Here is a 24376-nt window from a genome sequence, read left to right as displayed (position 1 = left end):
CCATGCTCGCTTTGGCCGCAACAATCCTATGGCTCAGATAAGTGTCCACAGCTCCTAGGGGCGTTATACGTGATTTTGCGGATCAGCCCCGCTGCGTGGCCACAGGGAAAATTCCAATGTCAGACCTCCGCATCGACCCCTTCGCCGAACTCCACACCCTCCGGTTCGCGCCTGCGGATTTACCCCACCGTGGCAGGCCTTATCAAGCTGGCATAAGGCCGCCGCCCACTCCCGGCCGATGCGCCTCATCCGTCATTGATCGGCAACAGCTTTGTCCTAGCTTCTGCTGACGGCCGGCCGTTGCGGCGGCTTCGGGGGACGATATGCATGAACAAACGCCTGAAACGCGCCGCATAAATCCGGTTGGCCGCAACGCGTTTCGGCCGGCGGCCGGACGGCTGCCGCCTCTTTCGCCGGTGCCGGGGGCCAGGATGCGGATCATCAATCTTTCAGCCGGCATCGCCTTGATCCTGACGCCGGCGGCAGCTTACGAGGACACGACACATCAGGGAAACGCCGACATGTTCAAGACCCTTCTCTCGAAAATTGGCCTCCGCTCCGAAGCGCAGCCCATTTCCGCCAAACCGCCCGAAACGCTGGCGCAGCTGCGCGACGCCGTTGCCGCGCGCCTGCGCAGCGAGCCCGAGGTCCAGGAGGTTGCGATCGACCCCGGCAATCCCGCCGTTCTCCGCGTGCGGCTTGCCAATAGCGGAAGCGAAGCCGTGACGGGAACGATCGATGTCACCAACGTCTACGGCAGGCTTTATACGCTCCGCAACGATCTGGACCGCGAGGCCGCCATCGAAAACCTCGTGCAGAGCGTTCTCGTCACGGTCCGCAGGCCGGAACTCGACCTGCAGCATGTTTTCGCCAATATCCGCTTCCGGCAGCCTGGGAATGAGCAGGATGCGGCAACGTCCCTGGCGAAGGAACTTGCCGGCGACGTGGCGATTGTCTTGCAGCTGGACACGCCGCAGAGCCTGGTCGGGCTCTCGCGCGCCGATCTCGGCGAGCGCTCTGTCGCCGAGATCCGCCAGGCCGCGCAGGGGAATATTCTACGGGAAATGTCGAAACTCCAGGAAGAACGGGTCAACGATCACATGATCGCCTACCGGATCGACGATAACCCGCCGCTGACGCCGGCCATCGTGATGACGGATGAATTCTGGGCGATGGTGGACAAGAATTTCCCGGATGGCGCGTTTCTGATCCTGCGCCAGCGCGACGAAGTCGCCGTGATCGACCGAAAAGCGCCCTCCGCGCTGACCACGGCCCGGCAGCTGATCGACATGGCAAAGCACCGCGGCGTCGATTTTCTCTCCGACAGGATTTTCGAGCGACGCGACGGCCGGCTCGTCGCCGTTACGGAATGAGCCTGCAACGTCGTCGGCCCCTGATCCGGAAGACCTCCATACCCGCCGAATGAAGGGAACCGCCCATGCCGGAACTGCGCATCGACCCCTTCCCCTCCGCTGCTGAATTGAGCGCGCTTTTTTCCGCCGCCTGGGGCACCCCGCACAACCGCGATTTCACCCCCATCCTCTCCCGCAGCCTCGCCCATATCGGCGCCTATCAGGACGACCGGCTCGTGGGCTTCGTCAATGTCGCCTGGGATGGCGGCATCCATGCCTTCATCCTCGATACATCGGTCCATCCCGAGATGCGAAGACAGGGAATCGCGACGCGGCTGGTCAGGGAAGCGACGCGGGTTGCGCGGGAGCGTGGCGCAGAGTGGCTGCATGTCGATTTCGAACCGCACCTGACCGGCTTCTACCGCGCCTGCGGCTTCAGGCCGACGAAGGCAGGACTCATCAAGCTCGTGTAGTTCTTCCGCGCGGGAAGTCTGAACAAGTCGAAGCCAAACACCAACCTGCGGTAGTGACGCGAATGGTCGCGCGGCGCAGCACTACCGACAAACCCGCTGAAACAAAATTTTCGCGAGAGCATCCCGCCCGAAAATGAAAGATAATACTGTTTACGAAACCAAATTATGACTTTGAGTTCTCAAATTAAAATTCGTTTCTCCAGTATTTCATCCTTAGTTTTTCATTAAAAAAGCAATGAAAAGACACAATTTTGCATTGAAAACTTAATCGGGGATTGGCATAGATCCCCGAGGGGTTGTCATCCGCCGAGCAATAAAACAGTTGTTTCGGGGATCTCTCATATTGCCGAGTACAAAGCATCTTTTGGGGAAAGATATATATGGCCTTGAATATTCTGGACACGAACGGCGCCACGCTTACCAGGACCGGCGCTGAGTTCGAAGCTTACGACGTTATCCGCTACTCCGCCGCTAATCCTCTCTCCGCCGTCGCCCTCACCGTCTCAGATTCCAGCGTGGCAGACCTCGCCGACGAGTTGGGCTCGGTTTCCGCGAGCGTCAGGGGCTCGAGCGGCCCCAATACGATCACGACGGGCGCCGGCAACGACACCATAGTGAGTGGTGGTGGCGCAGACACGCTGAGCGGCGGCGCCGGTAACGACTTGCTCAATGGTGAAGCAGGCAATGACACGCTGAATGGCGGCGATGGCAATGACGAGATTTACGGCGGCGTCGGCAATGACGTCCTCAAGGGCGGCGCGGGTAATGACACGATTAGCGACGGAGATTATTTTTCCGATGTCGCTGAAACCTTCAATATCGATGCCGGCGATGGCAACGACAAAGTGATTTTGTTCACCGGCTCTTTCGCCAAGATATCGGGAACGATAGACGGCGGGGCCGGCACCGACACGCTGCAAGCCAATGATCTGACAGGCCTGACGATCAAGAACGTCGAGATTCTCCAGCCTGCGACATCCAGTGTGACCGCATCGACGGCACAATTCGAATCCTTCGATAAAATCATCGGTACCGGCTCCGATTCTTCCGTGCAGCTGGTCTTGACAGACGGCGCCCATGTCGATCTTTCCGACGAGTTGGCAGGCAAGCTAAACTACATCTTTGGCGGCCCTAACGTTTCCGGCATCGACGTCACGACCGGGAGCGCTCGCGACCTTCTCACCGGAACTGCCGGCAACGACATCTTCGACGCCGGCGACGGTAACGACTACATCAACGGCAATGGTGGAAATGACCGGTTGATCGGTGGCAAGGGCGACGACGTAATCGTCGATGGTGATGTTTCGAGTCTTTCATCAGAAGTCTTCAACATCGCTGCCGGCGACGGAAACGATATCGTAACCCTCCAGACACAGTCTCAGGGGCTTTCCGGCACGATCGATGGCGGAACCGGCATTGATACACTGCGCGTATCCAGGATAGCCGGGCTGACGATCAAGAATTTCGAAATTCTTGAAACGAATGAGTATGGCTTTACCGGTTCATCCGCGCAGTTAGAAAGCTTTGACAAAATCTCGGGAACGAAGGACGCTTTCGGCTCCTCTATCGCCATCTTGAGATTGACGGACAAGGCCCATGTCGATCTTTCCGACGAGCTTGGAAACAGTCGGGCTAGTATATTTGGCACGGTCTCCGGTATTGACGTCAAGACTGGCGCCGGCGACGACATATTTACGGGAACCGACGGCAACGATATTTTCGATGGTAGCGGCGGCAACGACACGATCAACGGCAATGCCGGCAACGACAAATTGACCGGCGGCGATGGCAACGATCAGATCTTCGGCGGCGTCGGAAATGACGTCATCAAAGGCGGAGCGGGCGACGATAAAATCACCGATGGCGATAATATGTCCACCGCCCCTGAGGCCTTCGATATTGATGCCGGCGATGGCAATGATGCCATCAACTTGCAGTCACACTCTTCCGCTCTTTCCGGAGTAATCGATGGCGGCGCCGGCACGGACACGCTGCAGGTCATCAAACCTACTTTAGGCCTTGGGCAGGAATCCATCGGGCTTGCCGGTTTCACGATCAAGAACGTCGAAATCCTCGAAACGGCAGGAGCCGAGGTTCTCGCTTCGGCCGCCCAGTTCGAAAGCTTCGACAAGATCGTCAAATACGACAAGCCGGGCTACGAGAATGATGTCCTGGCGTTGACTTTAACGGACAGCGCCCATGCCGACCTCTCCGACGAACTGGCAAACCGCCACGTCGACATCTTCGGCACCGCCTTCGGCATCGACGTCAAGACCGGCGGCGGCGACGACTATTTCTTCGGAACCGGCGGCAATGACAGGTTCGAAGGCGGCGCCGGCAACGACGTGCTTTTGGGCGGTGCGGGCATCGATACGGCGGTCTTCTCAGGCAATTTCGCCAAATACTCCTTCGCGTTGAACAATGGCAGCCACATCCTGACGAGCGCCCTGGAGGGCAAGGATACGCTGACCGATGTTGAATTCGCCCGTTTTGCCGACGGCGTCTACGATTTCGCCAAGGGACAGTTCACGCCCGACGGCACCAACAGCGCGCCCACCAATATACAACTTTCGAAAACCTCCCTGTTGGAAAGTACCCCGATCTGGACCACGGTCGGCCTGCTCAGTGCAAGGGACGCCGAGGGCGATGCCCTCACCTATAAGCTGCTCGATGGCGCCAACGATCACTTCCGGATCAACGGCAACCGCATCGTCACCTCGAAGGCGCTGGACTACGAGACGGCGAAGTCGCACACGATCAAGGTGGCTGTCTCCGACGGTAAGGTCACGGTCGAAAAGGACATCACGATCAACGTCCTCGACGTCAACGAGACGCCGGTCAACAAGGCTCCGACCAACCTCGCCTTCTCGCGCAGCTCGGTCTCCGAGAATATCGCGATCGGCACCTCGGTCGGCCTGCTGACGGCCGTCGATCCGGAAGGCGGCGCCGTGAAATGGCGGCTGACGGACGATGCCGACGGCATCTTCAAACTCGTCGGCAACAAGATCCAGACCAAGGCCGCGATCGACTACGAAAGCACACATAGCCTGACCTTCACCGCGGAAGCCTATGACTCCGCCGGAAACGTCACCAGCCACGATTTCACGCTTGCCGTGAAGGACGTCTTCGAGCCGTCGTTTGCGCTGTCGCATGAGGCATTGATCTAGGCCATGGCTGGATTGCCTGCGACGCAGAGTTGCGTCGCCAATGGCTTTCAAAACGGGGGGCTCGCGGCCAGCAAGCCCCTGCGTCGATCAGGCGGAACAAGGTACCCCACCGAATCTCTTCTCCCCACTGGGTAGAAGAGGGAGTTCGGGCTGACCGCCCGGTCCAAATTGCCGCTCCACCTCAGCGCCCGATTCCGCTATGATTCACCGCTCATCGAGGAGAGCCCGCATGCGCCTGCCCACATTCATCCTCGCCCTCGCCGTGTCGGCAGTCGCAGCCTTGCCGGCATTGGCGCAGACCTACAAGACGCCGCAGGCGCTGCTCAAGGCGCTCTATAGCTACGACACCGACAACAGCGACGCCGAGGCGCCCTCGCCCTATTCGACTTTCTTCTCCGACCACCTGAATGAGCTCCTTCAGACCGATCTCGACAACACACCGGAGGGCGATGTCGGCGCGATCGACTTCGATCCCGTCATCGCGGGTCAGGACGGCGCGGCCAGCGACGTCAGGATCGGCCAACCGATCCTGCTGGATGACAAAGCCGAGGTGGAAGTGGAATTCGAAAACGGCGAAGAGGTGACACTCTTCTACACCCTGGTGCGCGAACACGGCGGCTGGAAGGTCGACGACATCGCGAACCAGAAGGGGGATAATCCGTGGAGTCTCGGCGCGTTGCTGGGTGATGCGCGGTAGGTAGGCGGCCCAGCCACCCGCCGTCGCGGTTCCCTGTGTTTGCCACCGATTTCACTGGATCAATTGCTCCGTTCCTCCCCCACCATGAAGACTGATCGGTGTGCCCTGCCGCCCGACCGGCCCCGAACAAATCCCTGCCCGACTATCGAATCCGCCTGTCATCCCGTTTCGGCACGGAATCCCGATATGGCACAGCCGTGCAAGAATCCGTTAACCCACCGTCAAGTATCTGAATCTTCGGCATTTCCCGGTATCGATGCGGGCGTGCCACAATAATCCCGCTTGCTTTTTGCCCGAAATGCTGGCACGAATTGACTTACTCGGGCATTTGCATGCCGGTGACTGGACTGATGTGGTAATCCCTTCCGTTTGGAAGGCGGCGCGGGACTACCCGCCTACGTAGACGTTCTTTCCCCGTACGTGACTTCTCCGACTGACCCTTCGTCCCAATCGATCGGGGCGAAAGCTAAAGCCGTCCGCTTCCTCTCGGGGGCGCGGATACTACACAGACTAAGGGAAAAGGACGATCCCAATGGCCACCAAGGGCACCGTAAAATTCTTCAACCAGGACAAGGGTTTTGGTTTCATCACGCCGGACGGCGGCGCAAAGGACGTTTTCGTCCATATCTCTGCGCTGCAGGCTTCTGGCATCCAGTCGCTGCGCGAAGGCCAGCAGGTTACCTTCGACACCGAGCCGGACCGCATGGGCAAGGGCCCGAAGGCCGTCAACATCTCGGCTTCGTAAGTCAGACGTCGCTTCGGCGGCATGAACGGCGCTCCGCAAGGGGCGCCGTTTCTGTTTGTGGTGATCGGCGGTCATTTGTCGATCGCATTGGCAAGTGTTATATGCGCGCTTTATGGATGCCCGCCCGATGCGGCGGTGACGGCGCCCGCGCTGCGGCCCCGGTAACAAGGAACAATGGAACGTCGATGACGCAGAAGAGGCCGATTTTTGCGGTCGCCCCTATGATCGACTGGACGGATCGGCATTGCCGCTATTTCCACCGGCAGATCAGCCGCGGGGCACTGCTCTATACCGAGATGGTGGTGGCCGATGCGATCATCCACGGCCCGCGCGACCGGCTGCTCGGTCATGACGCCGCCGAGCATCCCTTGGCGCTGCAGCTCGGCGGATCGGACCCGGCAAAACTTGTCGAGGCGGTAAAGATCGCCGAACCCTACCTCTATGACGAGTTCAACCTCAATGTCGGCTGCCCTTCCGACCGCGTGCAGTCAGGCACCTTCGGCGCTTGCCTGATGCTGACGCCGGAGACGGTGGCCGCATGCGTCGCGGCGATGAAGGCAGTCGCGACCGCGCCAGTGACGGTGAAATGCCGGATCGGCGTCGACGAGCAGGACCCGGAACAGGCACTGCCCGAGCTGATCACCCGCGTTCTCGATGCCGGCGCCGACGCGATCTGGATCCATGCCCGCAAGGCCTGGCTGAAGGGTCTGAGCCCCAAGGAGAACCGCGAGATCCCGCCGCTCGACTACGAGATCGTCTACCGGATGAAGCAGCGCTGGCCCGATGTCTTCATCGGGATCAATGGCGGCATCCGCACGCTCGACGAGGCAGCAACCCACCTCACCCATGTCGATGGCGTCATGCTTGGCCGGGCCGCCTATCAGAATGCCGCGATCCTTACTGACGTCGACCAGCGTTTCTTCGGCGCGCCTGCGAGCGAGCCGGACTGGGAGGCGCTGCGTGACCGGATGATGGCCTATGCCGAAAGCCACATCATGAGCGGCGGCCGGCTGCAGCACGTGGCCCGCCACATGGTCGGTCTCTTCACAGGCTTGCCCGGCGCAAGGCGCTACCGCCAGATCCTCTCCACCGATGCCGCGAAAAACGGCGCCGGGCCGGAGGTGCTGGCGGCAGCCTTTGCGGCGGTGGATTTTTCGGGGACCGAGCAGGAGGCCGTCAGCGCCTGACGTAAATGACGGCTTGTCATGACGCCGACGTGCGGCGTCAGGACCGGGCCATCGGCAGCAACATCTTCTTCTCGATCCGCCCCGCCACCGAGAACACCAGGATTTCCGTATCCCTGCCGATCCTGCTGCCATCCATCAATCGGACGATATCGTCGACGCCGCCGACCGGGCTGCCGTCGATGGCGAGGATATAATCGCCCTCCTGCAGCCCTCCCTTCGCCGCCGGCCCTTCCGGCTCGACGCGCCGGATGCGGACGGAGGTCGTCTGCACCGTGCCCGCCGCAAGCGCCACCCGGCGCGGCAGCACGATCGTATCGCCGGCGATACCGATGAAGGCGCGCCTGACCTGGCCATAGCGAAGAATCTCCGAAACCACGAAATTGGCCGTGTTCGACGCCACGGCAAAGGCGATGCTCTGCGCACCCTGAATGACGGCGGTATTGACGCCGATAACCTCGCCGCTGGAAGACACCAGCGGCCCGCCTGAATTGCCGGGATTGAGCGCCGCATCGGTCTGGATGACGTCCTCCATCAGCCGGCCGCTGGCAGCCCGCATCGACCGGCCGAGCGCCGAGACGATACCGGCGGTAACAGTCCATTCGAAGCCGAGCGGGTTTCCGATCGCGATGGCGATATGGCCCCTGCGCAAGCACTGGGAATCTCCGAGCTTCGCCCAGGCGCCAGTGCTGGTATTGGCGCGAATGAGGGCGATATCGGTATCCACATCCCGGCCGAGCACCCGACCCTCGGTGACGAAGCCATCAGGCGTGGTGATGCGAACGGCCTTGGCGTCGTCGACGACGTGGCTGTTGGTGATGATCAGGCCGTCAGGCGATATAGCGAAGCCCGAACCATGCCCCTGCCGGCCACCCACCCTCTCGATCCGGCTGACCGCCGGCCCGACGATATCGACTGCTGCTGCGATCGATTGCGAATAGGCATCGATCAGCGCCCCATCATTCTGAGGCGCTATGTCCTTATCCATGTAACCCATTATTTGATCCTCAGGCGGCAATAACGGCCGTCCCGCCGCCGGCGAAGCGGTCGCGATTGCGACGGTTCGCCATTGTGCTGTTGTGTGAGGATTAGATGGTTGGGCGTCGGCCCGCGTTCAAGTGAGCGCCAGCAGCAGTCTGCAATGCGCGCAACGCAGAGAATGCCAACACACCTAGCCGGACAGATATATTGAACTACCCGGACAGATATCTTGAACGAACGGCAGAAAATTGGCTCATTGCAGACATTCGCCCGTCAAATCAGCTGCCTTCGTTATGCCATGACGAACATGCCTGAGGTGTTCAACAGGCAGACATACCGGGGATCAAAAGATGTTCGCAGTACGAAGCAGCCAGATGAGGATCGCCAAATCCCCCGTCCCCATCATGCGAGATGGACCGGTGCTGCGGGCCCAACTCGCGAAACCATACAACCTTCTGTCATATCAATAGAATAGAAAGAGCCATTCAATAAGCGTATCAGCATAATTCGAGCCGGTTGATCCCATCAGGCGTGATCTTCTTGCCCCAAGCCTCCGGCGCAACCACGCTCGTGGCCCTTGCCAATTCTGCCGGCAACGGCGCAAACTTCTGATCGCATTGATCAACCAACCCCAACCAACGGAGCCAAAAGATGAGCACGGTTACCACCAAGGACGGCGTCGAGATCTTCTACAAGGATTGGGGGCCGAAGAACGCCCAGCCGATCATGTTCCATCACGGCTGGCCGCTATGCTCCGACGACTGGGACGCCCAGATGCTGTTCTTCCTTGAGAAGGGCTACCGCGTCGTCGCCCATGACCGGCGCGGTCACGGCCGCTCCACCCAGGTCGGCGACGGTCACGATATGGATCATTACGCCGCCGATGCCGCAGCCGTCGTCGAGCATCTCGATCTCAGGAACACCGTCCATATCGGCCACTCCACCGGCGGCGGCGAAGCGACCCATTATGTCGCCCGCCACGGCCAGCCGCAGGGCCGCGTCGCCAAGCTCGTCATCATCGGCGCCGTGCCGCCCATCATGGTCAAAACCGATGCCAATCCCGGCGGCCTGCCGATCGAAGTCTTCGACGATCTGCGCAAGCAGCTCGCCGCCAACCGCTCGCAATTCTATCGTGACCTGCCGGCCGGTCCGTTTTACAGCTTCAACCGGCCGGGCGCGAAAGTTTCGGAGCCGATCATCAACAATTGGTGGCGCCAGGGTATGATCGGCGGCGCCAAGGCGCATTACGACGGCATCAAGGCCTTTTCGGAAACCGACTTCACCGAAGACCTGAAGATCATCACCGTGCCGACCTTCGTCATGCACGGCGACGACGACCAGATCGTGCCGATCGCCGACTCCGCCCTGCTCTCGTCCAAGCTCCTGCAGAACGCTACGTTGAAGGTCTACGAGAAATTCCCCCACGGCATGTGCACCACCCATGCCGACATCATAAACCCCGATATCCTCGCCTTTATCAAAGGCTGATCCGTGATGTTGCCGGGCGCCGATCAGGCGCCCGGTTGCCACGATGGCTTGCCATCCTGCACGCCGGCGTTCTGGCCACGTCGATCGATTGACAGCCAGAGACTCATTTTCCCATGAAACCGTTTTCGCCGATTTGCGTTTAGCGGCCATGACAAGAGAACGTGAACCCTCATCAAAGGCTTACCGGCAGGATCGTTTCGAAAATACCGAGCGAGCCGCCAAGGAAACCATCGAGGCGGAGCAGCGGGCCCGCCGCGAAAAAACCAAGCGGCTGAAAGAGCTGCGCCTGGCGCAACAAAGCGCCAAGAACCCAGCACTCAAGTAGCACGCGCAAGCTATCCATCAGTCCGACAGGCCGATCGGTCTCATATCCACGCCCTGAAGCCTTGCCCGTCTTACCGTGCGAGGGCCGAATTGTTTTTGAATTTCGGACCTTCGCCCATCTTGCAGAGCAAAGATCGTGAAATTATCTTTTTTTCACGAAAGCGATTCACGGCATCCAAAAAGGGCAGATTGCGATGTCAGACAAGCTGTTCAGCACGCGTGACGAACCGCTCGCCTCCGAGGACCTCGATGTGTGCAGGCGTGTGCACGAGGCTCTGTGTAGCGGGCTAAAGATCGACCGATCCGGCAAAGAGGCCGACCGTCTGGGCGCCCTCATCATCGAGCTTTACCGCCAGGGTGTGCATGACGAAGGACAGCTCCGATTGCTGGCCGGCGGAAGGTGAGCCTGATAGCACGCCTTCAAGTTCAAAAGACCTTTCACCAAATCCCATTCGCTCGCCAATGCCTTAGCCATGGACGTGTCGCCGGCATACACGCAACGGCCGGCAACGACGCCGGGCCTGGAGCCGCGGGCAGTTGCACGGCGGCAGTGGGTCGACACAGCGCCATGTCGCCAACGACAAGCGGCATTGCCCCGTCGTCGGAGGGGCAATGAATTCGGCAAATCCCGAAGGTTCGTCAAGGAGGGTTACGGGTTCGTCGTCGTCTCGGTGCTTGTGGCAGAGGTCTCGGTTTCGTCAACACCTTGGGTGGCTTCAGTGGTGTCCGCTGTGCCTTCCATTCCGGTCCCAGAGGTTTCCTCAGCCGCGACCGGATCAGTTGTCGCGCTCCCCTCGGCCGTCTCGCCTGTCGCTGTCTCGGTCTCTGCTGCCGGGGTTTCCGGTGTCGGGGCGGCTGCCGCCAAGGCGTCTCTCATCTGGTCGATCGTCCCGATAGCTGTTCCAACACCGAGCGTCTCCTGTGCCCAGCCCAAAGCCTCCGGCGTGACCATGCCTGTCTTGGTTGCGGCGGCCAGCGCCGCAGTCAGGGCGGCATCGCCCAATACTGGATCGTCGGCCGGTGGCGCCACTCCGTTGGTGAGCTCATATTGAGCGTACGCCGTGCTGAACGCGGCAATTGCGGCCATCCGAGGATCGGACGTTTTCATGAGAGCATGGAAGTTGCGCTTCAGCGAATTGAGACCGGCAAGCTCTGCTGCTGGCTTTTTTGCAAGTTTTGTCGCAGGCGCTTTGGCGATGGTCGTCTTTTTGGACGTGCCCTTCGTACTGACAGTCTGCTTGGCCGATTTCGTCTTGGCCGCCTTGCCCGTGCTTCCGGTCCGGCCATTTTCTGTCTTCTCCCTCGAGCTGGCGCTGCCCTTTCCGCCGCCGCTGTTGCTGCTGCCGCCTCCATGACCTCCGCCGCTGTTTCCGCCGCCGTGGCCACCGCCACCGCCACCGCCGCCGTTGCCGCTGCCGTTGCCTCCACCATTGCCGCCGCCGTTGCCACCCTTGGCGAAAGCAGGCGATAAATCGGTGATGGTGATGTTGAGAGGTGCAATCGCCAAGCTCGTCGAGAGACAGAGAACGCCGAGAATTCTGGAGAGTCGCATGGTGATCCTTCCGACATGCATAAAAGTGCTGTTACATCTCGGTCATTGAAGCAGCCCATCCATAAAGATCTAATTGACTATCTACTTTCAATTCGAACTTGTTGTTGAATTTTCCAAAATGAAACCAATCCCCTTCCCCAGCGTTATGCCGTCGGTAGATCCGTTTACCCAAGGTGAGTGAAATGAACAGAGACACCGTAGGCTGTCACGCCGTCCAGCAAATCGCCTTGCCCCCTCTCGACCAGCTCTAATATTTTAGCAGATACGCACATACATCACTCCGCCCCATCCCAAAATGAAACTCAATCCCTTCCGCTGCGTTATCCCTTCGATACATCCGTTTACCCAAGGTGAGTGAAATGAACAGATTTGCCGTCATTGCGCTGTCGATAGCGACGGCCTTCTCCGGAATGCCGGCTTCGGCAGGCCCGATCTTCGTGCCGAGCCAGGCGCAATCGGCACAGCCGGCGCCTCAAAGCACCGATGCCCGGATCATGACTGTTGGCTGCAATAACTTCACCAACTGCCCGGGTCAGTTCCGCAATAATCGCAGGTGGTATCGCAACCGCCATCACTATCGCAACCGGGACTACTACCGCGACCGAGACTACTACCGAGACGACCGCTATGGCTGGGATCGTCGCTACGATCGCCGGTATCGCCGCCACGACAATACCGGTGCCATAATAGGCGGTCTGGCCGCCGGCGCCATCATCGGGGGCATCCTCGCTTCGCAGCCGCGCGCACGTGCCTATGGTTCGCATGCGGACTATTGCTACAGCCGATATCGGTCCTATCGCGCCTCCGACAATACCTACCAGCCCAACTACGGCCCACGCCGCCAGTGCCGTTAGCCGGTCCACCATTTAGCAGCAAGCCTCGCAACAAGATGCGGGGCTTTTTGATGCCTATGCCGAACCAACTCGCCCGCTTCCCACCGGCCATCAACCGTGCCTAACTTTCGGCTTCAGCCTCGCGAATCGACCCCTGAATTTCCTGCGGCCTGATACAGCATGGCTGATCGATGACATTTGCAGATACCGCAAAGCCCCCCGGGCCCGTCACGTTGCTGCCGCCGGATCTGGAAAACCTATCGGGCTTTGAAGCGGCACTCGCCGCTGGCTGGTCTCCCGATCCGCGCCGCGCAGGCGACGAAACCTATGTTCGCGGTGAGCTTCAGCGGCTGCGCCAGGACCGGGCGAACTTCCTCGACGATCTCATTCCTGATGGCAGACGGCACGCCGGGTCCGGATCGCCACTCACCACCCGTCTGTTCTGGATCTGGGACGGCGAATTCTGCGGCAGCATCAGCCTGCGCTTTCAGGCCGGCACCGAGGAGTTGCCGCCCGAGGTATCGGGCCATGTCGGATATTCCGTCGTGCCGTGGAAACAGCGCAACGGCCACGCGACCAATGCGTTGAGGCTGCTGTTGGCACTGGCGGCGAAGGAAGGCCTCGACCGCCTCGTCATCCTCTGTGACGAGGATAACGAGGCCTCGCGGCGGGTGATCGAGCGCAATGACGGCGAATTATTCATGCGCGGCCCGCATCCCTCCGACAGACCCGATCAGATCAAGCTGTACTTCTGGCTGCGGCCTGGCGTCGTCGTCTGACGTGAAGCGCGACGGATTTCCAGACGGACGGAGCACAAGCCTTGCCCGCCTTTGCTCCGTCCGTCCCGTCAGCCTGGGGCGGGCTGAGTGTTGATCGCGGCGGCTTGTCGGGCGCCGGCGCCGGTTTCTCTCAATAGGTCGCGGCCGGTTTTGGCTTCTTCTCGGTCCACTGCGGCGGCGCGCCGTATTTGGCGGCCACGGCGCCCATCAGTCCGGGCGGTCGGCCGAAGGCGTCGCAGGCGGCGTATTTCGGTTTGCCGCCGAGCCAGGATTTCATCCGCTGCCCGGACGGCAGCGAGATATCCAATCCCTTCGGCTCCTTGCCTTTGATCAGCATTCGGGAAAACTCGCTGCTGAATTTCGAAGCCAGGCTATAGGCATCGCCGACTTCGGAAACGCGGGGATTGTTCTGCAGCGAGTTTGCGCCGCGCGACCAGACGATCGCCGCCCGCTGCACGCCACCGCTGTCGACGGCTTCCGCCTCGACCGCCAGTCCGCCGAGGCCGGCCGGCAACCGCGGCACGCCGACGGGGAGCACGAAACCGGTGCCGACGGTCACGACGGTCGAAACACCAGCCATTGCCTTGTTGGTCGGCACGATGTCGGTGACGACGGAGCGGATCGTCAGGTCCGCCGGCTGACCGGCAGAGACCAGCTGGTATTTGTCGCTAAGCGAAATGCAGAGCGCCCGGTCCAGAGCATTCGCCACCATCACGCGGTCGGCGTCCGATTTGACGCGGGTCGCGGCGTTGAAGGCGAAGGTCGTCGGCACGATGCTGACCGTCTTAGCTGGGCTAAGGCGCGTCCCATCAACATAGACGCGCGATTTCGACAGCTTGCCCTTCGGCACGCCGAGATTGCCGTAGGAAGAAAGCGTGCCGGCCTCCTTCAGCGGTACCGAACTGCACCCGGCCACTGCCATGGCGAGCGCCACCCGCAGAGCGAGGGACAAACCTCTCGACGCCCATGGGAAGGAAAATGGGAATGGATTGCTGCGCACGCTGTCTGGCCTCCGTCGCCGATAGCGCATAACCCCAAAATCGAAATCGATTTTCAGAAAGGATTATGCGCAGGTTTAAAATGCTAGAGCGTCCTTGGCGCGTCCTGTCGGACGCGCGGCGCTCTAGTGTCGAGCGAAAGTGGCGGTCGAGAATTGCCGCAGCATTACATCGTTTTCGTGAACGGATGCCGCCGGAGCAGGCCGGCTTATCCGAGCTCAATCGTCACCCGCGTCCCGGTCGCACCGCTTTCGATGCCGACCTCGCCGCCGTGGTTTGCGGCGATCTGCTTGACGAGGCTGAGGCCGAGACCGGCGCCCTTGCTCTTCGGGGTGACGCGGTAGAACGGCTCGAAAACCAGCTCGCGATGCTCGGCCGGAATGCCCGGGCCTTCGTCGGCGACACTGATCCGGCCGCCGCCGAAAGGCGAACCCGACACCGAAACCGTGATCATGCCTCTGTTGCCGCCATGGTCGATGGCGTTGCGCACGAGGTTGCTCATAGCCCGCGGCAGGGCGGAAGGGCTGCCCTTGCGCTCCAGCCTCTCGATCTCGCTTTGAAACGAAATTTGGTAGCCGGCGCCGATTGCGAGTGGCGCGAGATCGGCCACTACGCCGCGGGCGATCTCGACGAGATCGACAGGTTCGTCGAGGTCAGCCGCCTGATCGTTGCGCTCGAAATCGAGCAACTGCTCGGCCGCCTGCCCAAGCCGCGCCACGTCGTCGAGCAGCCGCTGCCGCTCGCGCCCGTCGGGCATGCCGTCGATCCGCGTCTGCATGATGGCGATCGGCGTCCGCAGCTCATGCGCCGCATCGAGCAGGAAGCGCTGGCGTTTCTTAAACTCGTTCTCAAGCCGCTCAAGCGTTCCGTTAAAAGCAATCACCAACGGTGCGATTTCCGTGGGGATACCATCCACCGGCAATCGGGCTCCTTGCCGGCGGGGTTCGATTTCCGATGCCTTGCTCGCTATATCCTTCACGCCAGCCAAAGCGCGCGCTACGACGCGGGGGATCGTTAGAAAAACTCCGGGCAAAGCGATGGCCAAAAGTGGTGTGTAAATGAGGTAGGTTTTGCCGAGTATTGCCAGAAATGCGGAGCTTCTGCTGGCGTTTCCGCCGTACATCACTCTGTACTCGCCTTCTGCCGTGTCGACACGGTCGATAGAGGCGACCTCGGTCGTACCGGACGCCCCTCGTATGTCGGCGTCTTTGATGAGGTAGACGTACCGGGCTAGGTCCGCATAGGGCGCCGGTATTACGCCGTAGGAGGCCGTTTCTCCACTGGGTGTTGCGACGAAAAACCAGAGCCTGTTGTTCTCAGCCTTGAACGACTTGAGACGCGGGCTATCCGCTATGGCGATCCTGCCCTGCGAGTCACGCGTAAGAGCTTCCTCGAGGGCTGCAGTCAGCTGAACCTGCATTCCTTCATTGGGCGAGAGGATGCTAGTGGCGTAAATGCAAAGCCCGATGATCACCGTCGCAACAACCGCCACGAAAACGATGCTGAGCTGCCAGCTGAGCGTCCACCAGAGTGAAAGGTTCGACTTGGTCGCCCCGCGCATCATTCTTCCTTCATGAGATAGCCGACGCCGCGGATATTATGGATCGCGACGCCGGCGCCGGCATCGATCAGCCGCTTGCGCAACCGTGAAATATGCGCGTCGAGCGCATTCGACTGGATTTCCTCTTCGTAGTTATAAACCGCCGCCTCCAGTGTCGAGCGCAGCACGGTCTTCTCTCTGCGCCTTGCGAGTGCCGCCAACACCAGAAGTTCGCGCCGCGGCAGATCGAGCGGCACGGCATCGACGGTGACGCTGAGATGCAGCGGGTCGATCACCATTCGCCCGGCGGTGATTTTGAGTTCGGTCAGTTCAGGCGATCGCCGCAGCACGGCCCTGAGCCGCGCCATCAACTCCTCGATCAGGAACGGCTTGCCGAGGTAGTCGTCGGCGCCGAGATCGAGGCCTTCGATCCGCTCCTTCGGTTCGTTGTGGGCGGTCAGCACGATGATCGGCGTATCTTTCCCCGTCCGCCTGAGCTCCGGAATGAAGCTCAGGCCCTCTCCGTCAGGCAGGCGCCGGTCGAGCAGGATCGCATCGTAGATGTTCTGCCGCGTCAGTTCGACCGCATCGGCCAGATGCATCGTATGGTCCGCGACGATCCCATGTTTGCCGAGTGCGGCCGACAGCGCCTCAGCCAGCTCCCTCTCATCCTCTATCAACAGTATCCGCATCGCCCGTCCATTGTCTCGCTCTCCCCCTCTGTCCGCCACAAGGGTTGCGGCAGCATTGCGGAGCTTGCAAGGCAGCCGGTCATGCTGCTGCAATTGTTGAAGTCCAGCACAAAGAATATCTGCAGCCGCTGGAGATCAAGATGATCCGACCAATCCTTCGTCTCCTGACGAGACACTTCCTCTCCGCCTTCATCCTCGCCGCGCTGCTCGCAGCCCCGCTCGTCATTCTGCACACGCTTCACGAAAAGACGGCATTCGAGAACGGCCTGCTGATGGAGGTCCGATGATGCAGCCAGCGAACCTCAGGCGGTCTGACTGCCTCACATGCAATAGGCGGAGAATGCCTGAAGATAGGCCTGCACCCTGGAACGGTTCTCCGCTGCCTCGACGGCCTTGAACACCTCGGCCGGCTCCAGCTTCATCAGAGGAAGCCTGAGGAAAATATCGCCCGCGAACCGGTCGGTGATGGTCGCAAGAACGGTGCGAAGACCCGCCAGCATATCATCGCCTCGATGCGATGCATGCAGCAGGGCGATCGGCTTATGGACGATCTCATCTCCTGACACGAGCCAATCGATCGCATTCTTGAGGCCGCCGGGAATGGATCGGACATATTCCGGGCTCGCAATGATCAGGCCATCGCTCTCTGCGATGACAGCGATCAACTCCCGCACCGCCTCCGGTAGATTCTCCCCCTCGAGATCAGGCGAGAATACCGGCAATCGCCCCACGCCGTCGAAGATCGAAATCTCGATCTCACTTGGCGCAATGGCACAGACAGCCTGCAGCATGGCCATATTGGTGGAATTGTGCCGGACGCTGCCGGATATTGCGAGAATCTTCATGACCCCAACAGGAAATGTTTGATCATGGCTGTCAACGCAAAAGGCTCGGCTAGGCTCGATTGAGTAGCGCCCAAAAAGCGACTTTTGCTTGAACTGGCCGAGCCCCGCGTTAGCCTGGATGCTGCTGCCGAATCGGCTGGAACCACCCTCGAGGAAATACATATGACGGCTTTGATCGAGGCGCGGGACGTCAGCAAACGCTTCCGACAGCACAAGAGATTTCCGGGTCTGCTGGGTGCGCTGAAGACGTTGGTGACCAACGAATATACGGAAGTTCTGGCCGTTTCCGACATCGGTTTCGACATTGCGGCAGGCGAAGCCGTTGGCTATCTCGGCCCGAATGGCGCCGGCAAATCGACGATGATCAAGATGATGACCGGCATTTTGGTGCCGAGCGCCGGCGCGCTTTCGGTACTCGGCCGAACTCCCCATCTGAAGCGAATGGACAATGCCCGCGAGATCGGCGTCGTTTTCGGCCAGCGCAGCCAGCTGTGGTGGGACCTGCCACTGGTCGACAGTTTTACCTTGCACCAGCGCATCTACGACATCCCAGCCGCCCGTTATGCGGATAATCTCCGACGTTTCAGCGAGTTGCTGGACTTGACGCCCTTTCTCGACCGCCCGGTGCGCCAGCTCAGCCTCGGTCAGCGCATGCGCGCCGAGATCGTGATGTCGATGCTGCACGATCCCAAGATCCTCTTTCTGGACGAGCCGACCATCGGGCTTGATGTGGTCGCCAAGGATGCCGTGCGGCGTTTTCTCGCCGAGATCAACCGTGAGCGCGGCGTCACCATCATCCTCACCACCCATGATCTGCAGGACATCGAGACCATCTGCCCGCGGCTGATCATGGTCGATCACAGCAGGCTCATCTTCGACGGTGAGTTGAAGAGCCTGCGCGCGGCATTGGGCTCGGCTCGGCGGCTGACACTCGAATTTGCCAGCGACCCCGGACCGTTGTCGTTGCGCACCGCGACCCTCGTCAGCGACGAAGGCTTGCGCAAGAACTATCTCATCGAGCGTGAAGACGTATCGCTGGTCGCAATCCTGTCGGAGGTGGGCAGCGGGCGCGGCCTCAAGGATGTGGCGCTGCACGAGCCCGACATCGAAGAGGTCATCCGCACCTTCTACCAGCGCCGCAACGCCGACCATCGTAGCAATGCCAAGGCCCGGGCATCATGAGCGCCTATTTCGCCTTTGCGCGCAGTTCCTTTCATTCGCAACTCGCCTACCGCAATGAAGTATGGGCCAATTTTTTCGGCAAACTCGTACAGGTCTTCGCGCGTGTCGCCATCTGGCAGGCGGCCTATGCCGGCGTCGGCGCAATCGTGGTCGACGGGGTCTCCCTGCAGCAGATGGTGACCTATGCCCTGCTCGGCGGCGCTGTGATGGGCGCAACCCGCCCCGAAAGGATCATCGGCGAGATCGGCCGGTCGCTCAAAACAGGCGATGTCGCAGTCTGGCTGCTCAAGCCCTTGTCCTATCCGCTCTATCTCTTCGCCAACGAATGCGGCAGCTTTGCTTATCGCCTGATGACCCAGGTCATTCCGACCGTCGCCTTCACCGCGTTGTTCTACGGCATGCTGCCGCCGGCAAGCCTGTTCGATGGCCTGATGTTCATCGCCTTCTGGACGCTGTCCTTTACGCTGCTGTTCCTGATGTCGGCGCTCTTCGGCCTCGTCGCCTTCTGGCTGATGACGAGCTTCTCGCTGGACTGGATCCTGGGCGCCCTGCTGCAATTGTTCTCGGGCCTGCTGATACCGTTCTGGTTCTTCCCCGAGCCGCTGGCCACGATTGCCCGACACCTGCCCTTCGCCTGGGTGGTCTATTATCCCAATGCCGTCTATCTCGGCAGGCTTTCCACGGCCGATGTCTGGCTCCATCTCGGCCTCGGTCTCGGCTGGGCCGCGTTGTTCCTTGCCGGCGTCCTCTGGCTTTGGCGCTGCGCCTCCGGCCGCATCACCGTGCAGGGAGGTTGATCATGCTCATGCATCACCTGCGCGTCCTGCCGCTGCTGGTGCGGATGCATGTCCGCTCCCAGATGGAATATCGCGGCGCCTTCTGGCTCGACCGTCTTGCGCAGATCCTTTCCTATGGCAGCGTCTTCGCCACCATCGGCATCCTGCTCGCCCGCTTCGATACGCTCGGCGGCTGGACCTGGCCGGAGCTTGCCCTGCTGTTCAGCTTCCAGCTGCTGGCTTATTCGCTCGGCGCCGCGATGAGCTTCGTGCAATTGCGCGACCTCGAAGAACTGGTGCGGCTCGGCACTTTCGACACCCTGTTGGTCAAGCCCTTCAGCCCCTGGGCCTATCTGGTCTTTTCCGGCCTCAATATCGGCTATGCCGGTCACGTCATCCTGGCGGTGGTGCTGATGGGTTGGGCCGTTCTGTCCGTCGACTTCACCTGGTCGGTCTGGTCCGCGTCATTCTTCATTGCTGCGCTTACCAGCGCGACGCTGCTGACGGGTGCGCTTATCACCATGATCGGCGCCACGGCGCTGATCTGGGTGCGGTCCAACCACCTGTTCTCGATCTTCTTCGGCTTTTGGGAATTGACCCGCTACCCGCTCAATATTTTTCCGGGCGGCATCCAGACCATTCTCATCACCGCGGTCCCGTTGGCTCTCACCAGTTCGGTCCCCGTCGGCGCCCTGCTCGGTAAGCCCATCCCGATCCTCGGGGACTGGGCGGGGCCGGTGTCTCTTGTCGGTGGGCCGATCTGGGTCTTGCTGGCAATCGCTCACTGGCGGTATGCCACCGGCAAATATCAGGGCGCCGGCGGCTGATCGGGCCAGCCGGCTTCAGGACGCCTGCGATCTCGCGCGGACCTCGAGGAACGCAGCTGTTAGCTTCGCCAGCACCGGTGAGGTGCAGGTGCCGTTGGCGCCACGGATCGGGTCGGCGATGTGGATCTGCCGGAGATCCTCCATGAACTCGTCCCACAGCGGCGGCCCGCCTTCTTCGAGAAGCTGCGCTCGAATGCTCAACTCCTCGCTTACAGGCAAATGGCGTCGTCCCCAGGCACCGATCATGGCAAAGACGGGCACGAGCTGGATCGCTGGCTCCGCAAGGCTGTAGATCGCTTTCTGGCTGTGGCTCGGGTCGTCCCGCTTGCTGATGAATCCGAGCGAGAGCAGACGCTTCAGCCTGGCGGCCAGAATATTGGAGGCAATTCCCTCCTCCGAATGGGTCAGGAGATCGCGGAAATGGCGGCGGTTGCCGAACATGATGTCCCTGATGATGATGAGGCTCCACCGATCGCCCAGCACTTCCATCGTCAGGTTGATCGGGCAGCCCGACCTCAGTTCAATATCCACGAATTCTCTCCTTAAAACTGGTTGCAATATAGGATCGCTTATGCGACAACGCAACTAGTTTCGGTCCGCAATCAGATGGAGGAGAGCAGCATGTCCAAGGTGCGTGTCGCAGCATTTTCCCTTTCCGTGGATGGTTTCGGCGCCGGGCCGGAGCAAAGCATGAACGATCCGCTGGGCAAGCGGGGAACGGAGATGTTCGAATGGTTTTTCCGTACCCGCACCTTCCGTGCGATGATCGGAAAGGACGGCGGTTCTGAAGGCGTCGACGAGGGTTATGCGGCCCGCGGCATGGCGAATTTCGGCGCCTTCATTCTCGGACGCAACATGTTCGGCCCTATCCGCGGCGATTGGCCGGATGATGCCTGGAAGGGCTGGTGGGGACCGAATCCACCCTATCACGCACCGACCTATATTCTGACGCATTATCCCCGCGAACCTATCGTCATGGAGGGCGGCACGACGTTTTACTTCATCACCGGCGGCGTCGAGGAAGCGCTTGACAAGGCGAAGGCCGCGGCCGGCGGCAAGGATGTGAAAATCGGCGGCGGCGTCAGCACCGTCCGCCAATATCTGCAGGCCGGCCTGATCGACGAACTGCATTTCGCCATCTCCCCCGTCGTCCTCGGCAAGGGCGAAGCAATGTTCACAGGCATCGACCTCCCGGCCCTCGGCTTCCGCGTCGCCGAGCATGTCGCAACCGAACACGCAACGCATATCGTGCTGGCGAAATAAACGAGTTCAGTCGGTATCCTAGGCGCTTCCCGATGGAATACCTCGGCCGCATCGCAGGCGTCCGCATCATCAAGACGGAAAATCCCGATGCAGAAGATCCAGCAATCCTGGCAGGCACCGCTCTGACGGCCGCCTGTCGGGATCGTTCGGCTGTCACCAAACCGTGTCAAGATGGCCGTGGTATTGCTGTGGAATGAGCGTAGAGTAAACGCCATCGGATCATCGACACGACCGCTTGAGAGACCATAGGTGCTCTTGCCGCTTCATGGAGGGTACGAAGATGCTCCTGTCGCTCATCTCACTCAATGATGATGAAATAACCATCGTCACCGATGCCGTTCGGCAATGGTGCTGCGACAGGAAGTTCGACATCGACAGCGTCCAAGGACGCCACGCCATCACCGTCGCCGTCGATCTCGTCCAGATGAACACCGACCGCGACAGGCTTTTTGCCGAGTTGTCGAAGCAGATGGATCACCAGTAGGACCCCACTCCATCCATCGAAGCGCCACGGCATCCTGCGATGATAGACGTTGGGATGCCGCGCTTTCGCTTGCCACTTCCGTTGCGCCAGCGCCCCGCCGCCCCTGCTCGATGACTATTCGAGCAGGCTGATGCGGCGACGACCCCTGGAATGTCGGGCCAATGCCGACCTCTGCTCGGAATATCTCGCCCGCGGCCCGCTACCTCTCGACGCCATTTGAAGAGGATACCGAGCTGTCGATACGGACCTGATGATGCCAGACCGTCGCCCGCCCCAACTCATAGCGACGGGCGACAGCCCGTTTCATCGGCGCATCTTCATCTCGGAACCGCGCCGTAGCGCAGCCCGTCGACCAGCAGGGAAACCATGCGCCGGGCATGTTCGGACCCTTGGGCGTAGGCGTGCATGCTGAGGCTTGCGGCCGCATTCAGAAGATCCTCGGCAGCGATATCGGTGCGGACCTCGCCGGCGGCAGCGGCGGCGTCGAGAAGCGAGCGAAGGGCCGGCTGCAGCCGCTGCTGGAAGTAGGCGGGCAAGGGATCGAAGGCCGGGTTGCCGGAGTGCAGGGCCGCCGCAAGCCCGCGCTTTGCCGCGATGAAATCCACGAAACGCTGCATCCATCTGGCCAGCGCCTCGCCCGGCGCATGTTCGGCGGCAAGGATCGGCGCGGCGTCGGCGCAGGCGTCGATTTCGCGGCGGAAGACGGCGACGACGAGGTCGGAACGCTCGGGAAAATGCCGGTAGACGGTGCCGATGCCGACGCCGGCCTTCTCCGCGATCTCACGCACCGGGGCATCGACGCCGGAGGTCGCAAACACGGTCAATGCTGCCTGAAGCAGCCCGTCGAGATTGCGCTTGGCGTCGGCGCGCACGCGCCTGTCCGCCCTTTCCCCGGGTTTCAGGCCGTCCTCATGCTCTTTTCTCTCGTCGCCCATCATCCACTCGCTTGCAAAACGGAACATTGTTCCGTATATAAGCGGAATACGGTTCCGTTTATGCAAATTAGCACAGCGAGACGGTGTTGGCCACATCGATGCGCACGAAGTTCACCTCCCAATAAAAGGAACAGACCATGCAATACCGCACGCTTGGAAGAACCGGCATCAAGGTCAGCCCCTATTGCCTCGGCGCGATGATGTTTGGCGCCGCTGGCAATCCTGACCACGAGGATTCGATCCGGATCATCCACAAGGCTCTCGATGCCGGTATCAACTTCATCGATACCGCCGATATCTACAGCCGCGGCGAATCCGAGGAGATCGTCGGCAAGGCACTCAAGGGCCGGCGCGACGACGTCGTGCTCGCCACCAAGGCGCATCTGCCGATGGGCGACGACCCAAACCGACAGGGCAATTCGCGCCGCTGGCTGATCCGCGCAGTCGAGGATTCGCTCCGTCGCCTGCAGACAGACCATATCGATCTCTACCTGATCCACCGGCCGGCGCCCGATACCGATATCGAGGAGACGCTATCGACCCTCACCGACCTGATACGGACGGGCAAGGTGCGCGCCGTGGGATCGTCGACCTTCCCCGTCTCGGAGATTATCGAAGCGCAATGGGTTTCCGAGCGCCGTGGGCTGGCACGTTTCCGCGCCGAGCAGCCGCCCTATTCGATCCTCAACCGCGGCATCGAGCGCGAGGTTCTGCCCGCCTGCGAGCGTCACGGAATGGGCGCGATGGTGTGGAGCCCGCTGGCGATGGGCATGCTCACAGGCAAATATCGCAAGGGCGCACCGCAACCCGACAGCGCTCGCGCCAAACGCTTCCCCAGGCAGATGAACGACGAGCGCCGGCTGGACGCGGTCGAACGGCTCATCCCGCTCGCGCAGCAGGCAGGTCTTTCGCTGGCGCACATGGCGATGGCTTTCACCATCGCCCATCCCGCCGTCACCTCGGCGATCATCGGCCCGCGCACGATGGAGCACTTCGACGATCTGCTTGCCGGCGCCGGGGTGAGCCTGACGGACGAAATCCTCGACCGGATCGACGCGATCGTCCCGCCCGGCACCGACACCGGCCCGCTGGAGGCTGCCTATAACCCGCCTGCAATGACACAGCCGAACCTGCGCCGCCGCCCGATAGCGGAGCGCTTCGCCGCCTGACCGGCAGGGGTGAGGCCCGGTTCTGCAAAGCAGGAGCGATCGATCCAGTGAATCGATCGCAGGGCCGAACGCCCTGAGCCCTGCGAAGGG

The 24376-nt window shown here is 61.0% G+C and carries 27 protein-coding genes; 19 read left to right on the top strand and 8 right to left on the bottom strand.

Annotated elements, in window-relative coordinates; all coding sequences use genetic code 11:
- The first annotated feature begins 431 nt into the window (after positions 1-431).
- The 6 genes from G9X64_RS16845 (at position 432) to dusA (ending at position 7621) form a co-directional block, all read left to right on the top strand.
- A complete protein-coding gene (locus G9X64_RS16845) occupies positions 432-1373 on the top strand; it encodes a hypothetical protein (protein WP_246270972.1) in 942 nt (313 codons plus the stop codon).
- A gap of 65 nt (positions 1374-1438) precedes the next feature.
- Positions 1439-1825 (top strand): GNAT family N-acetyltransferase, encoded by a 387-nt coding sequence (locus G9X64_RS16840; RefSeq protein ID WP_171376994.1) that lies wholly within the window; start codon positions 1439-1441, stop codon positions 1823-1825.
- Between the two features lie 380 nt (positions 1826-2205).
- Complete coding sequence (locus tag G9X64_RS16835) at positions 2206-4992, top strand: metal-binding protein (protein WP_168311671.1); 2787 nt, start codon at positions 2206-2208, stop codon at positions 4990-4992.
- Between the two features lie 229 nt (positions 4993-5221).
- Positions 5222-5689 carry a DUF3828 domain-containing protein gene (locus tag G9X64_RS16830; RefSeq protein WP_168311672.1) on the top strand — a complete coding sequence of 156 codons (468 nt, stop codon included), beginning with the start codon at positions 5222-5224 and terminating at the stop codon, positions 5687-5689.
- 532 nt (positions 5690-6221) lie between these two features.
- Positions 6222-6434: a cold-shock protein gene (locus tag G9X64_RS16825; protein WP_003540801.1), complete on the top strand. Its 213-nt coding sequence runs from the start codon at positions 6222-6224 to the stop codon at positions 6432-6434.
- Positions 6435-6619: 185 nt separating this feature from the next.
- Positions 6620-7621: a tRNA dihydrouridine(20/20a) synthase DusA gene (gene dusA / locus G9X64_RS16820; protein WP_171376993.1), complete on the top strand. Its 1002-nt coding sequence runs from the start codon at positions 6620-6622 to the stop codon at positions 7619-7621.
- 37 nt (positions 7622-7658) lie between these two features.
- On the opposite strand, the gene G9X64_RS16815 is transcribed toward dusA, so the two are convergent.
- Entirely contained in the window at positions 7659-8615 is a 957-nt protein-coding gene (locus G9X64_RS16815) for a S1C family serine protease (RefSeq protein WP_168311674.1), read from the bottom strand.
- A gap of 635 nt (positions 8616-9250) precedes the next feature.
- Between G9X64_RS16815 and G9X64_RS16810 the strand changes: the two genes are divergently transcribed.
- The 3 genes from G9X64_RS16810 (at position 9251) to G9X64_RS36600 (ending at position 10815) form a co-directional block, all read left to right on the top strand.
- Positions 9251-10087 carry an alpha/beta fold hydrolase gene (locus tag G9X64_RS16810; protein WP_168313299.1) on the top strand — a complete coding sequence of 279 codons (837 nt, stop codon included), beginning with the start codon at positions 9251-9253 and terminating at the stop codon, positions 10085-10087.
- A gap of 43 nt (positions 10088-10130) precedes the next feature.
- Positions 10131-10412 (top strand): hypothetical protein, encoded by a 282-nt coding sequence (locus tag G9X64_RS16805; RefSeq protein ID WP_168313298.1) that lies wholly within the window; start codon positions 10131-10133, stop codon positions 10410-10412.
- Between the two features lie 193 nt (positions 10413-10605).
- On the top strand, positions 10606-10815 hold the full coding sequence (locus G9X64_RS36600) for a hypothetical protein (protein ID WP_168313297.1): 210 nt from the start codon (positions 10606-10608) through the stop codon (positions 10813-10815).
- 245 nt (positions 10816-11060) lie between these two features.
- On the opposite strand, the gene G9X64_RS16795 is transcribed toward G9X64_RS36600, so the two are convergent.
- A complete protein-coding gene (locus G9X64_RS16795) occupies positions 11061-11963 on the bottom strand; it encodes a hypothetical protein (protein ID WP_168313296.1) in 903 nt (300 codons plus the stop codon).
- A gap of 359 nt (positions 11964-12322) precedes the next feature.
- Between G9X64_RS16795 and G9X64_RS16790 the strand changes: the two genes are divergently transcribed.
- Positions 12323-12817 carry a BA14K family protein gene (locus G9X64_RS16790; RefSeq protein ID WP_168313295.1) on the top strand — a complete coding sequence of 165 codons (495 nt, stop codon included), beginning with the start codon at positions 12323-12325 and terminating at the stop codon, positions 12815-12817.
- A gap of 170 nt (positions 12818-12987) precedes the next feature.
- Positions 12988-13575, top strand: coding sequence for a GNAT family N-acetyltransferase (locus G9X64_RS16785; RefSeq protein ID WP_171376991.1), 588 nt, complete (start codon positions 12988-12990; stop codon positions 13573-13575).
- Between the two features lie 130 nt (positions 13576-13705).
- Here G9X64_RS16785 and G9X64_RS16780 read toward each other — a convergent pair whose 3' ends face one another.
- The 3 genes from G9X64_RS16780 to G9X64_RS16770 all read right to left on the bottom strand — a co-directional run bounded on the left by G9X64_RS16780 (position 13706) and on the right by G9X64_RS16770 (position 16805).
- Entirely contained in the window at positions 13706-14605 is a 900-nt protein-coding gene (locus tag G9X64_RS16780; protein WP_171376990.1) for a DUF3313 domain-containing protein, read from the bottom strand.
- A gap of 176 nt (positions 14606-14781) precedes the next feature.
- The gene (locus G9X64_RS16775; protein ID WP_171376989.1) at positions 14782-16134 is read right to left on the bottom strand and encodes a sensor histidine kinase; all 1353 of its coding nucleotides are present in this window, start codon (positions 16132-16134) and stop codon (positions 14782-14784) included.
- Entirely contained in the window at positions 16134-16805 is a 672-nt protein-coding gene (locus G9X64_RS16770) for a response regulator transcription factor (protein WP_168313293.1), read from the bottom strand. The genes G9X64_RS16775 and G9X64_RS16770 overlap by 1 nt, the downstream gene beginning before the upstream one ends.
- Positions 16806-16945: 140 nt before the next feature.
- Here G9X64_RS16770 and G9X64_RS16765 point away from each other — a divergent pair, with 140 nt between their 5' ends.
- On the top strand, positions 16946-17092 hold the full coding sequence (locus tag G9X64_RS16765) for a hypothetical protein (protein WP_165503865.1): 147 nt from the start codon (positions 16946-16948) through the stop codon (positions 17090-17092).
- 33 nt (positions 17093-17125) lie between these two features.
- Here the strand turns inward: G9X64_RS16765 and G9X64_RS16760 are convergent, their stop codons facing one another.
- Positions 17126-17650 (bottom strand): NADPH-dependent FMN reductase, encoded by a 525-nt coding sequence (locus G9X64_RS16760; RefSeq protein WP_168313291.1) that lies wholly within the window; start codon positions 17648-17650, stop codon positions 17126-17128.
- A 162-nt stretch (positions 17651-17812) separates the two neighbouring features.
- Here G9X64_RS16760 and G9X64_RS16755 point away from each other — a divergent pair, with 162 nt between their 5' ends.
- Genes G9X64_RS16755 through G9X64_RS16745 form a run of 3 tightly spaced genes read left to right on the top strand, consistent with a single transcriptional unit; the run spans position 17813 to position 20435 of the window.
- Positions 17813-18832 (top strand): ABC transporter ATP-binding protein, encoded by a 1020-nt coding sequence (locus G9X64_RS16755; protein ID WP_171376988.1) that lies wholly within the window; start codon positions 17813-17815, stop codon positions 18830-18832.
- Positions 18829-19629: an ABC transporter permease gene (locus G9X64_RS16750; protein WP_171376987.1), complete on the top strand. Its 801-nt coding sequence runs from the start codon at positions 18829-18831 to the stop codon at positions 19627-19629. Before G9X64_RS16755 ends, G9X64_RS16750 begins: the two co-directional genes overlap by 4 nt.
- 2 nt (positions 19630-19631) lie before the next feature.
- Positions 19632-20435, top strand: coding sequence for an ABC transporter permease (locus G9X64_RS16745; protein WP_168313288.1), 804 nt, complete (start codon positions 19632-19634; stop codon positions 20433-20435).
- Positions 20436-20450: 15 nt separating this feature from the next.
- Here the strand turns inward: G9X64_RS16745 and G9X64_RS16740 are convergent, their stop codons facing one another.
- Positions 20451-20966, bottom strand: coding sequence for a winged helix-turn-helix transcriptional regulator (locus G9X64_RS16740; RefSeq protein WP_168313863.1), 516 nt, complete (start codon positions 20964-20966; stop codon positions 20451-20453).
- 90 nt (positions 20967-21056) lie between these two features.
- On the opposite strand from G9X64_RS16740, the gene G9X64_RS16735 reads away from it, so the two are divergent.
- The 3 genes from G9X64_RS16735 (at position 21057) to G9X64_RS16725 (ending at position 22182) form a co-directional block, all read left to right on the top strand.
- Positions 21057-21698 (top strand): dihydrofolate reductase family protein, encoded by a 642-nt coding sequence (locus G9X64_RS16735; protein WP_171376986.1) that lies wholly within the window; start codon positions 21057-21059, stop codon positions 21696-21698.
- Positions 21699-21730: 32 nt separating this feature from the next.
- Positions 21731-21895 carry a hypothetical protein gene (locus G9X64_RS16730; RefSeq protein ID WP_171376985.1) on the top strand — a complete coding sequence of 55 codons (165 nt, stop codon included), beginning with the start codon at positions 21731-21733 and terminating at the stop codon, positions 21893-21895.
- A gap of 83 nt (positions 21896-21978) precedes the next feature.
- The gene (locus G9X64_RS16725) at positions 21979-22182 is read left to right on the top strand and encodes a hypothetical protein (protein ID WP_168313284.1); all 204 of its coding nucleotides are present in this window, start codon (positions 21979-21981) and stop codon (positions 22180-22182) included.
- A gap of 317 nt (positions 22183-22499) precedes the next feature.
- On the opposite strand, the gene G9X64_RS16720 is transcribed toward G9X64_RS16725, so the two are convergent.
- Positions 22500-23120: a TetR/AcrR family transcriptional regulator gene (locus G9X64_RS16720; RefSeq protein ID WP_171377006.1), complete on the bottom strand. Its 621-nt coding sequence runs from the start codon at positions 23118-23120 to the stop codon at positions 22500-22502.
- A 134-nt stretch (positions 23121-23254) separates the two neighbouring features.
- Between G9X64_RS16720 and G9X64_RS16715 the strand changes: the two genes are divergently transcribed.
- On the top strand, positions 23255-24286 hold the full coding sequence (locus tag G9X64_RS16715; protein WP_171376984.1) for an aldo/keto reductase: 1032 nt from the start codon (positions 23255-23257) through the stop codon (positions 24284-24286).
- Positions 24287-24376: the final 90 nt, after the last annotated feature.

Origin of the sequence: Rhizobium sophorae, assembly GCF_013087515.1 — a bacterium.
GTDB classification, from domain to species: Bacteria; Pseudomonadota; Alphaproteobacteria; order Rhizobiales; family Rhizobiaceae; genus Rhizobium; species Rhizobium sophorae.
The sequence above is the reverse complement of the archived record's forward strand: the minus strand, read 5'-3'. Positions and strand labels throughout refer to the sequence as shown.

Coding starts and splice junctions, on each gene's coding strand:
- G9X64_RS16845 (WP_246270972.1), top strand. CDS start 432: ATGCGGATCATCAATCTTTCAGCCGGCATCGCCTTGATCCTGACGCCG.
- G9X64_RS16840 (WP_171376994.1), top strand. CDS start 1,439: ATGCCGGAACTGCGCATCGACCCCTTCCCCTCCGCTGCTGAATTGAGC.
- G9X64_RS16835 (WP_168311671.1), top strand. CDS start 2,206: ATGGCCTTGAATATTCTGGACACGAACGGCGCCACGCTTACCAGGACC.
- G9X64_RS16830 (WP_168311672.1), top strand. CDS start 5,222: ATGCGCCTGCCCACATTCATCCTCGCCCTCGCCGTGTCGGCAGTCGCA.
- G9X64_RS16825 (WP_003540801.1), top strand. CDS start 6,222: ATGGCCACCAAGGGCACCGTAAAATTCTTCAACCAGGACAAGGGTTTT.
- dusA (WP_171376993.1), top strand. CDS start 6,620: ATGACGCAGAAGAGGCCGATTTTTGCGGTCGCCCCTATGATCGACTGG.
- G9X64_RS16815 (WP_168311674.1), bottom strand. CDS start 8,615: ATGGGTTACATGGATAAGGACATAGCGCCTCAGAATGATGGGGCGCTG.
- G9X64_RS16810 (WP_168313299.1), top strand. CDS start 9,251: ATGAGCACGGTTACCACCAAGGACGGCGTCGAGATCTTCTACAAGGAT.
- G9X64_RS16805 (WP_168313298.1), top strand. CDS start 10,131: ATGGCTTGCCATCCTGCACGCCGGCGTTCTGGCCACGTCGATCGATTG.
- G9X64_RS36600 (WP_168313297.1), top strand. CDS start 10,606: ATGTCAGACAAGCTGTTCAGCACGCGTGACGAACCGCTCGCCTCCGAG.
- G9X64_RS16795 (WP_168313296.1), bottom strand. CDS start 11,963: ATGCGACTCTCCAGAATTCTCGGCGTTCTCTGTCTCTCGACGAGCTTG.
- G9X64_RS16790 (WP_168313295.1), top strand. CDS start 12,323: ATGAACAGATTTGCCGTCATTGCGCTGTCGATAGCGACGGCCTTCTCC.
- G9X64_RS16785 (WP_171376991.1), top strand. CDS start 12,988: ATGACATTTGCAGATACCGCAAAGCCCCCCGGGCCCGTCACGTTGCTG.
- G9X64_RS16780 (WP_171376990.1), bottom strand. CDS start 14,605: ATGCGCTATCGGCGACGGAGGCCAGACAGCGTGCGCAGCAATCCATTC.
- G9X64_RS16775 (WP_171376989.1), bottom strand. CDS start 16,134: ATGCGCGGGGCGACCAAGTCGAACCTTTCACTCTGGTGGACGCTCAGC.
- G9X64_RS16770 (WP_168313293.1), bottom strand. CDS start 16,805: ATGCGGATACTGTTGATAGAGGATGAGAGGGAGCTGGCTGAGGCGCTG.
- G9X64_RS16765 (WP_165503865.1), top strand. CDS start 16,946: ATGATCCGACCAATCCTTCGTCTCCTGACGAGACACTTCCTCTCCGCC.
- G9X64_RS16760 (WP_168313291.1), bottom strand. CDS start 17,650: ATGAAGATTCTCGCAATATCCGGCAGCGTCCGGCACAATTCCACCAAT.
- G9X64_RS16755 (WP_171376988.1), top strand. CDS start 17,813: ATGACGGCTTTGATCGAGGCGCGGGACGTCAGCAAACGCTTCCGACAG.
- G9X64_RS16750 (WP_171376987.1), top strand. CDS start 18,829: ATGAGCGCCTATTTCGCCTTTGCGCGCAGTTCCTTTCATTCGCAACTC.
- G9X64_RS16745 (WP_168313288.1), top strand. CDS start 19,632: ATGCTCATGCATCACCTGCGCGTCCTGCCGCTGCTGGTGCGGATGCAT.
- G9X64_RS16735 (WP_171376986.1), top strand. CDS start 21,057: ATGTCCAAGGTGCGTGTCGCAGCATTTTCCCTTTCCGTGGATGGTTTC.
- G9X64_RS16730 (WP_171376985.1), top strand. CDS start 21,731: ATGGAATACCTCGGCCGCATCGCAGGCGTCCGCATCATCAAGACGGAA.
- G9X64_RS16725 (WP_168313284.1), top strand. CDS start 21,979: ATGCTCCTGTCGCTCATCTCACTCAATGATGATGAAATAACCATCGTC.
- G9X64_RS16720 (WP_171377006.1), bottom strand. CDS start 23,120: ATGATGGGCGACGAGAGAAAAGAGCATGAGGACGGCCTGAAACCCGGG.
- G9X64_RS16715 (WP_171376984.1), top strand. CDS start 23,255: ATGCAATACCGCACGCTTGGAAGAACCGGCATCAAGGTCAGCCCCTAT.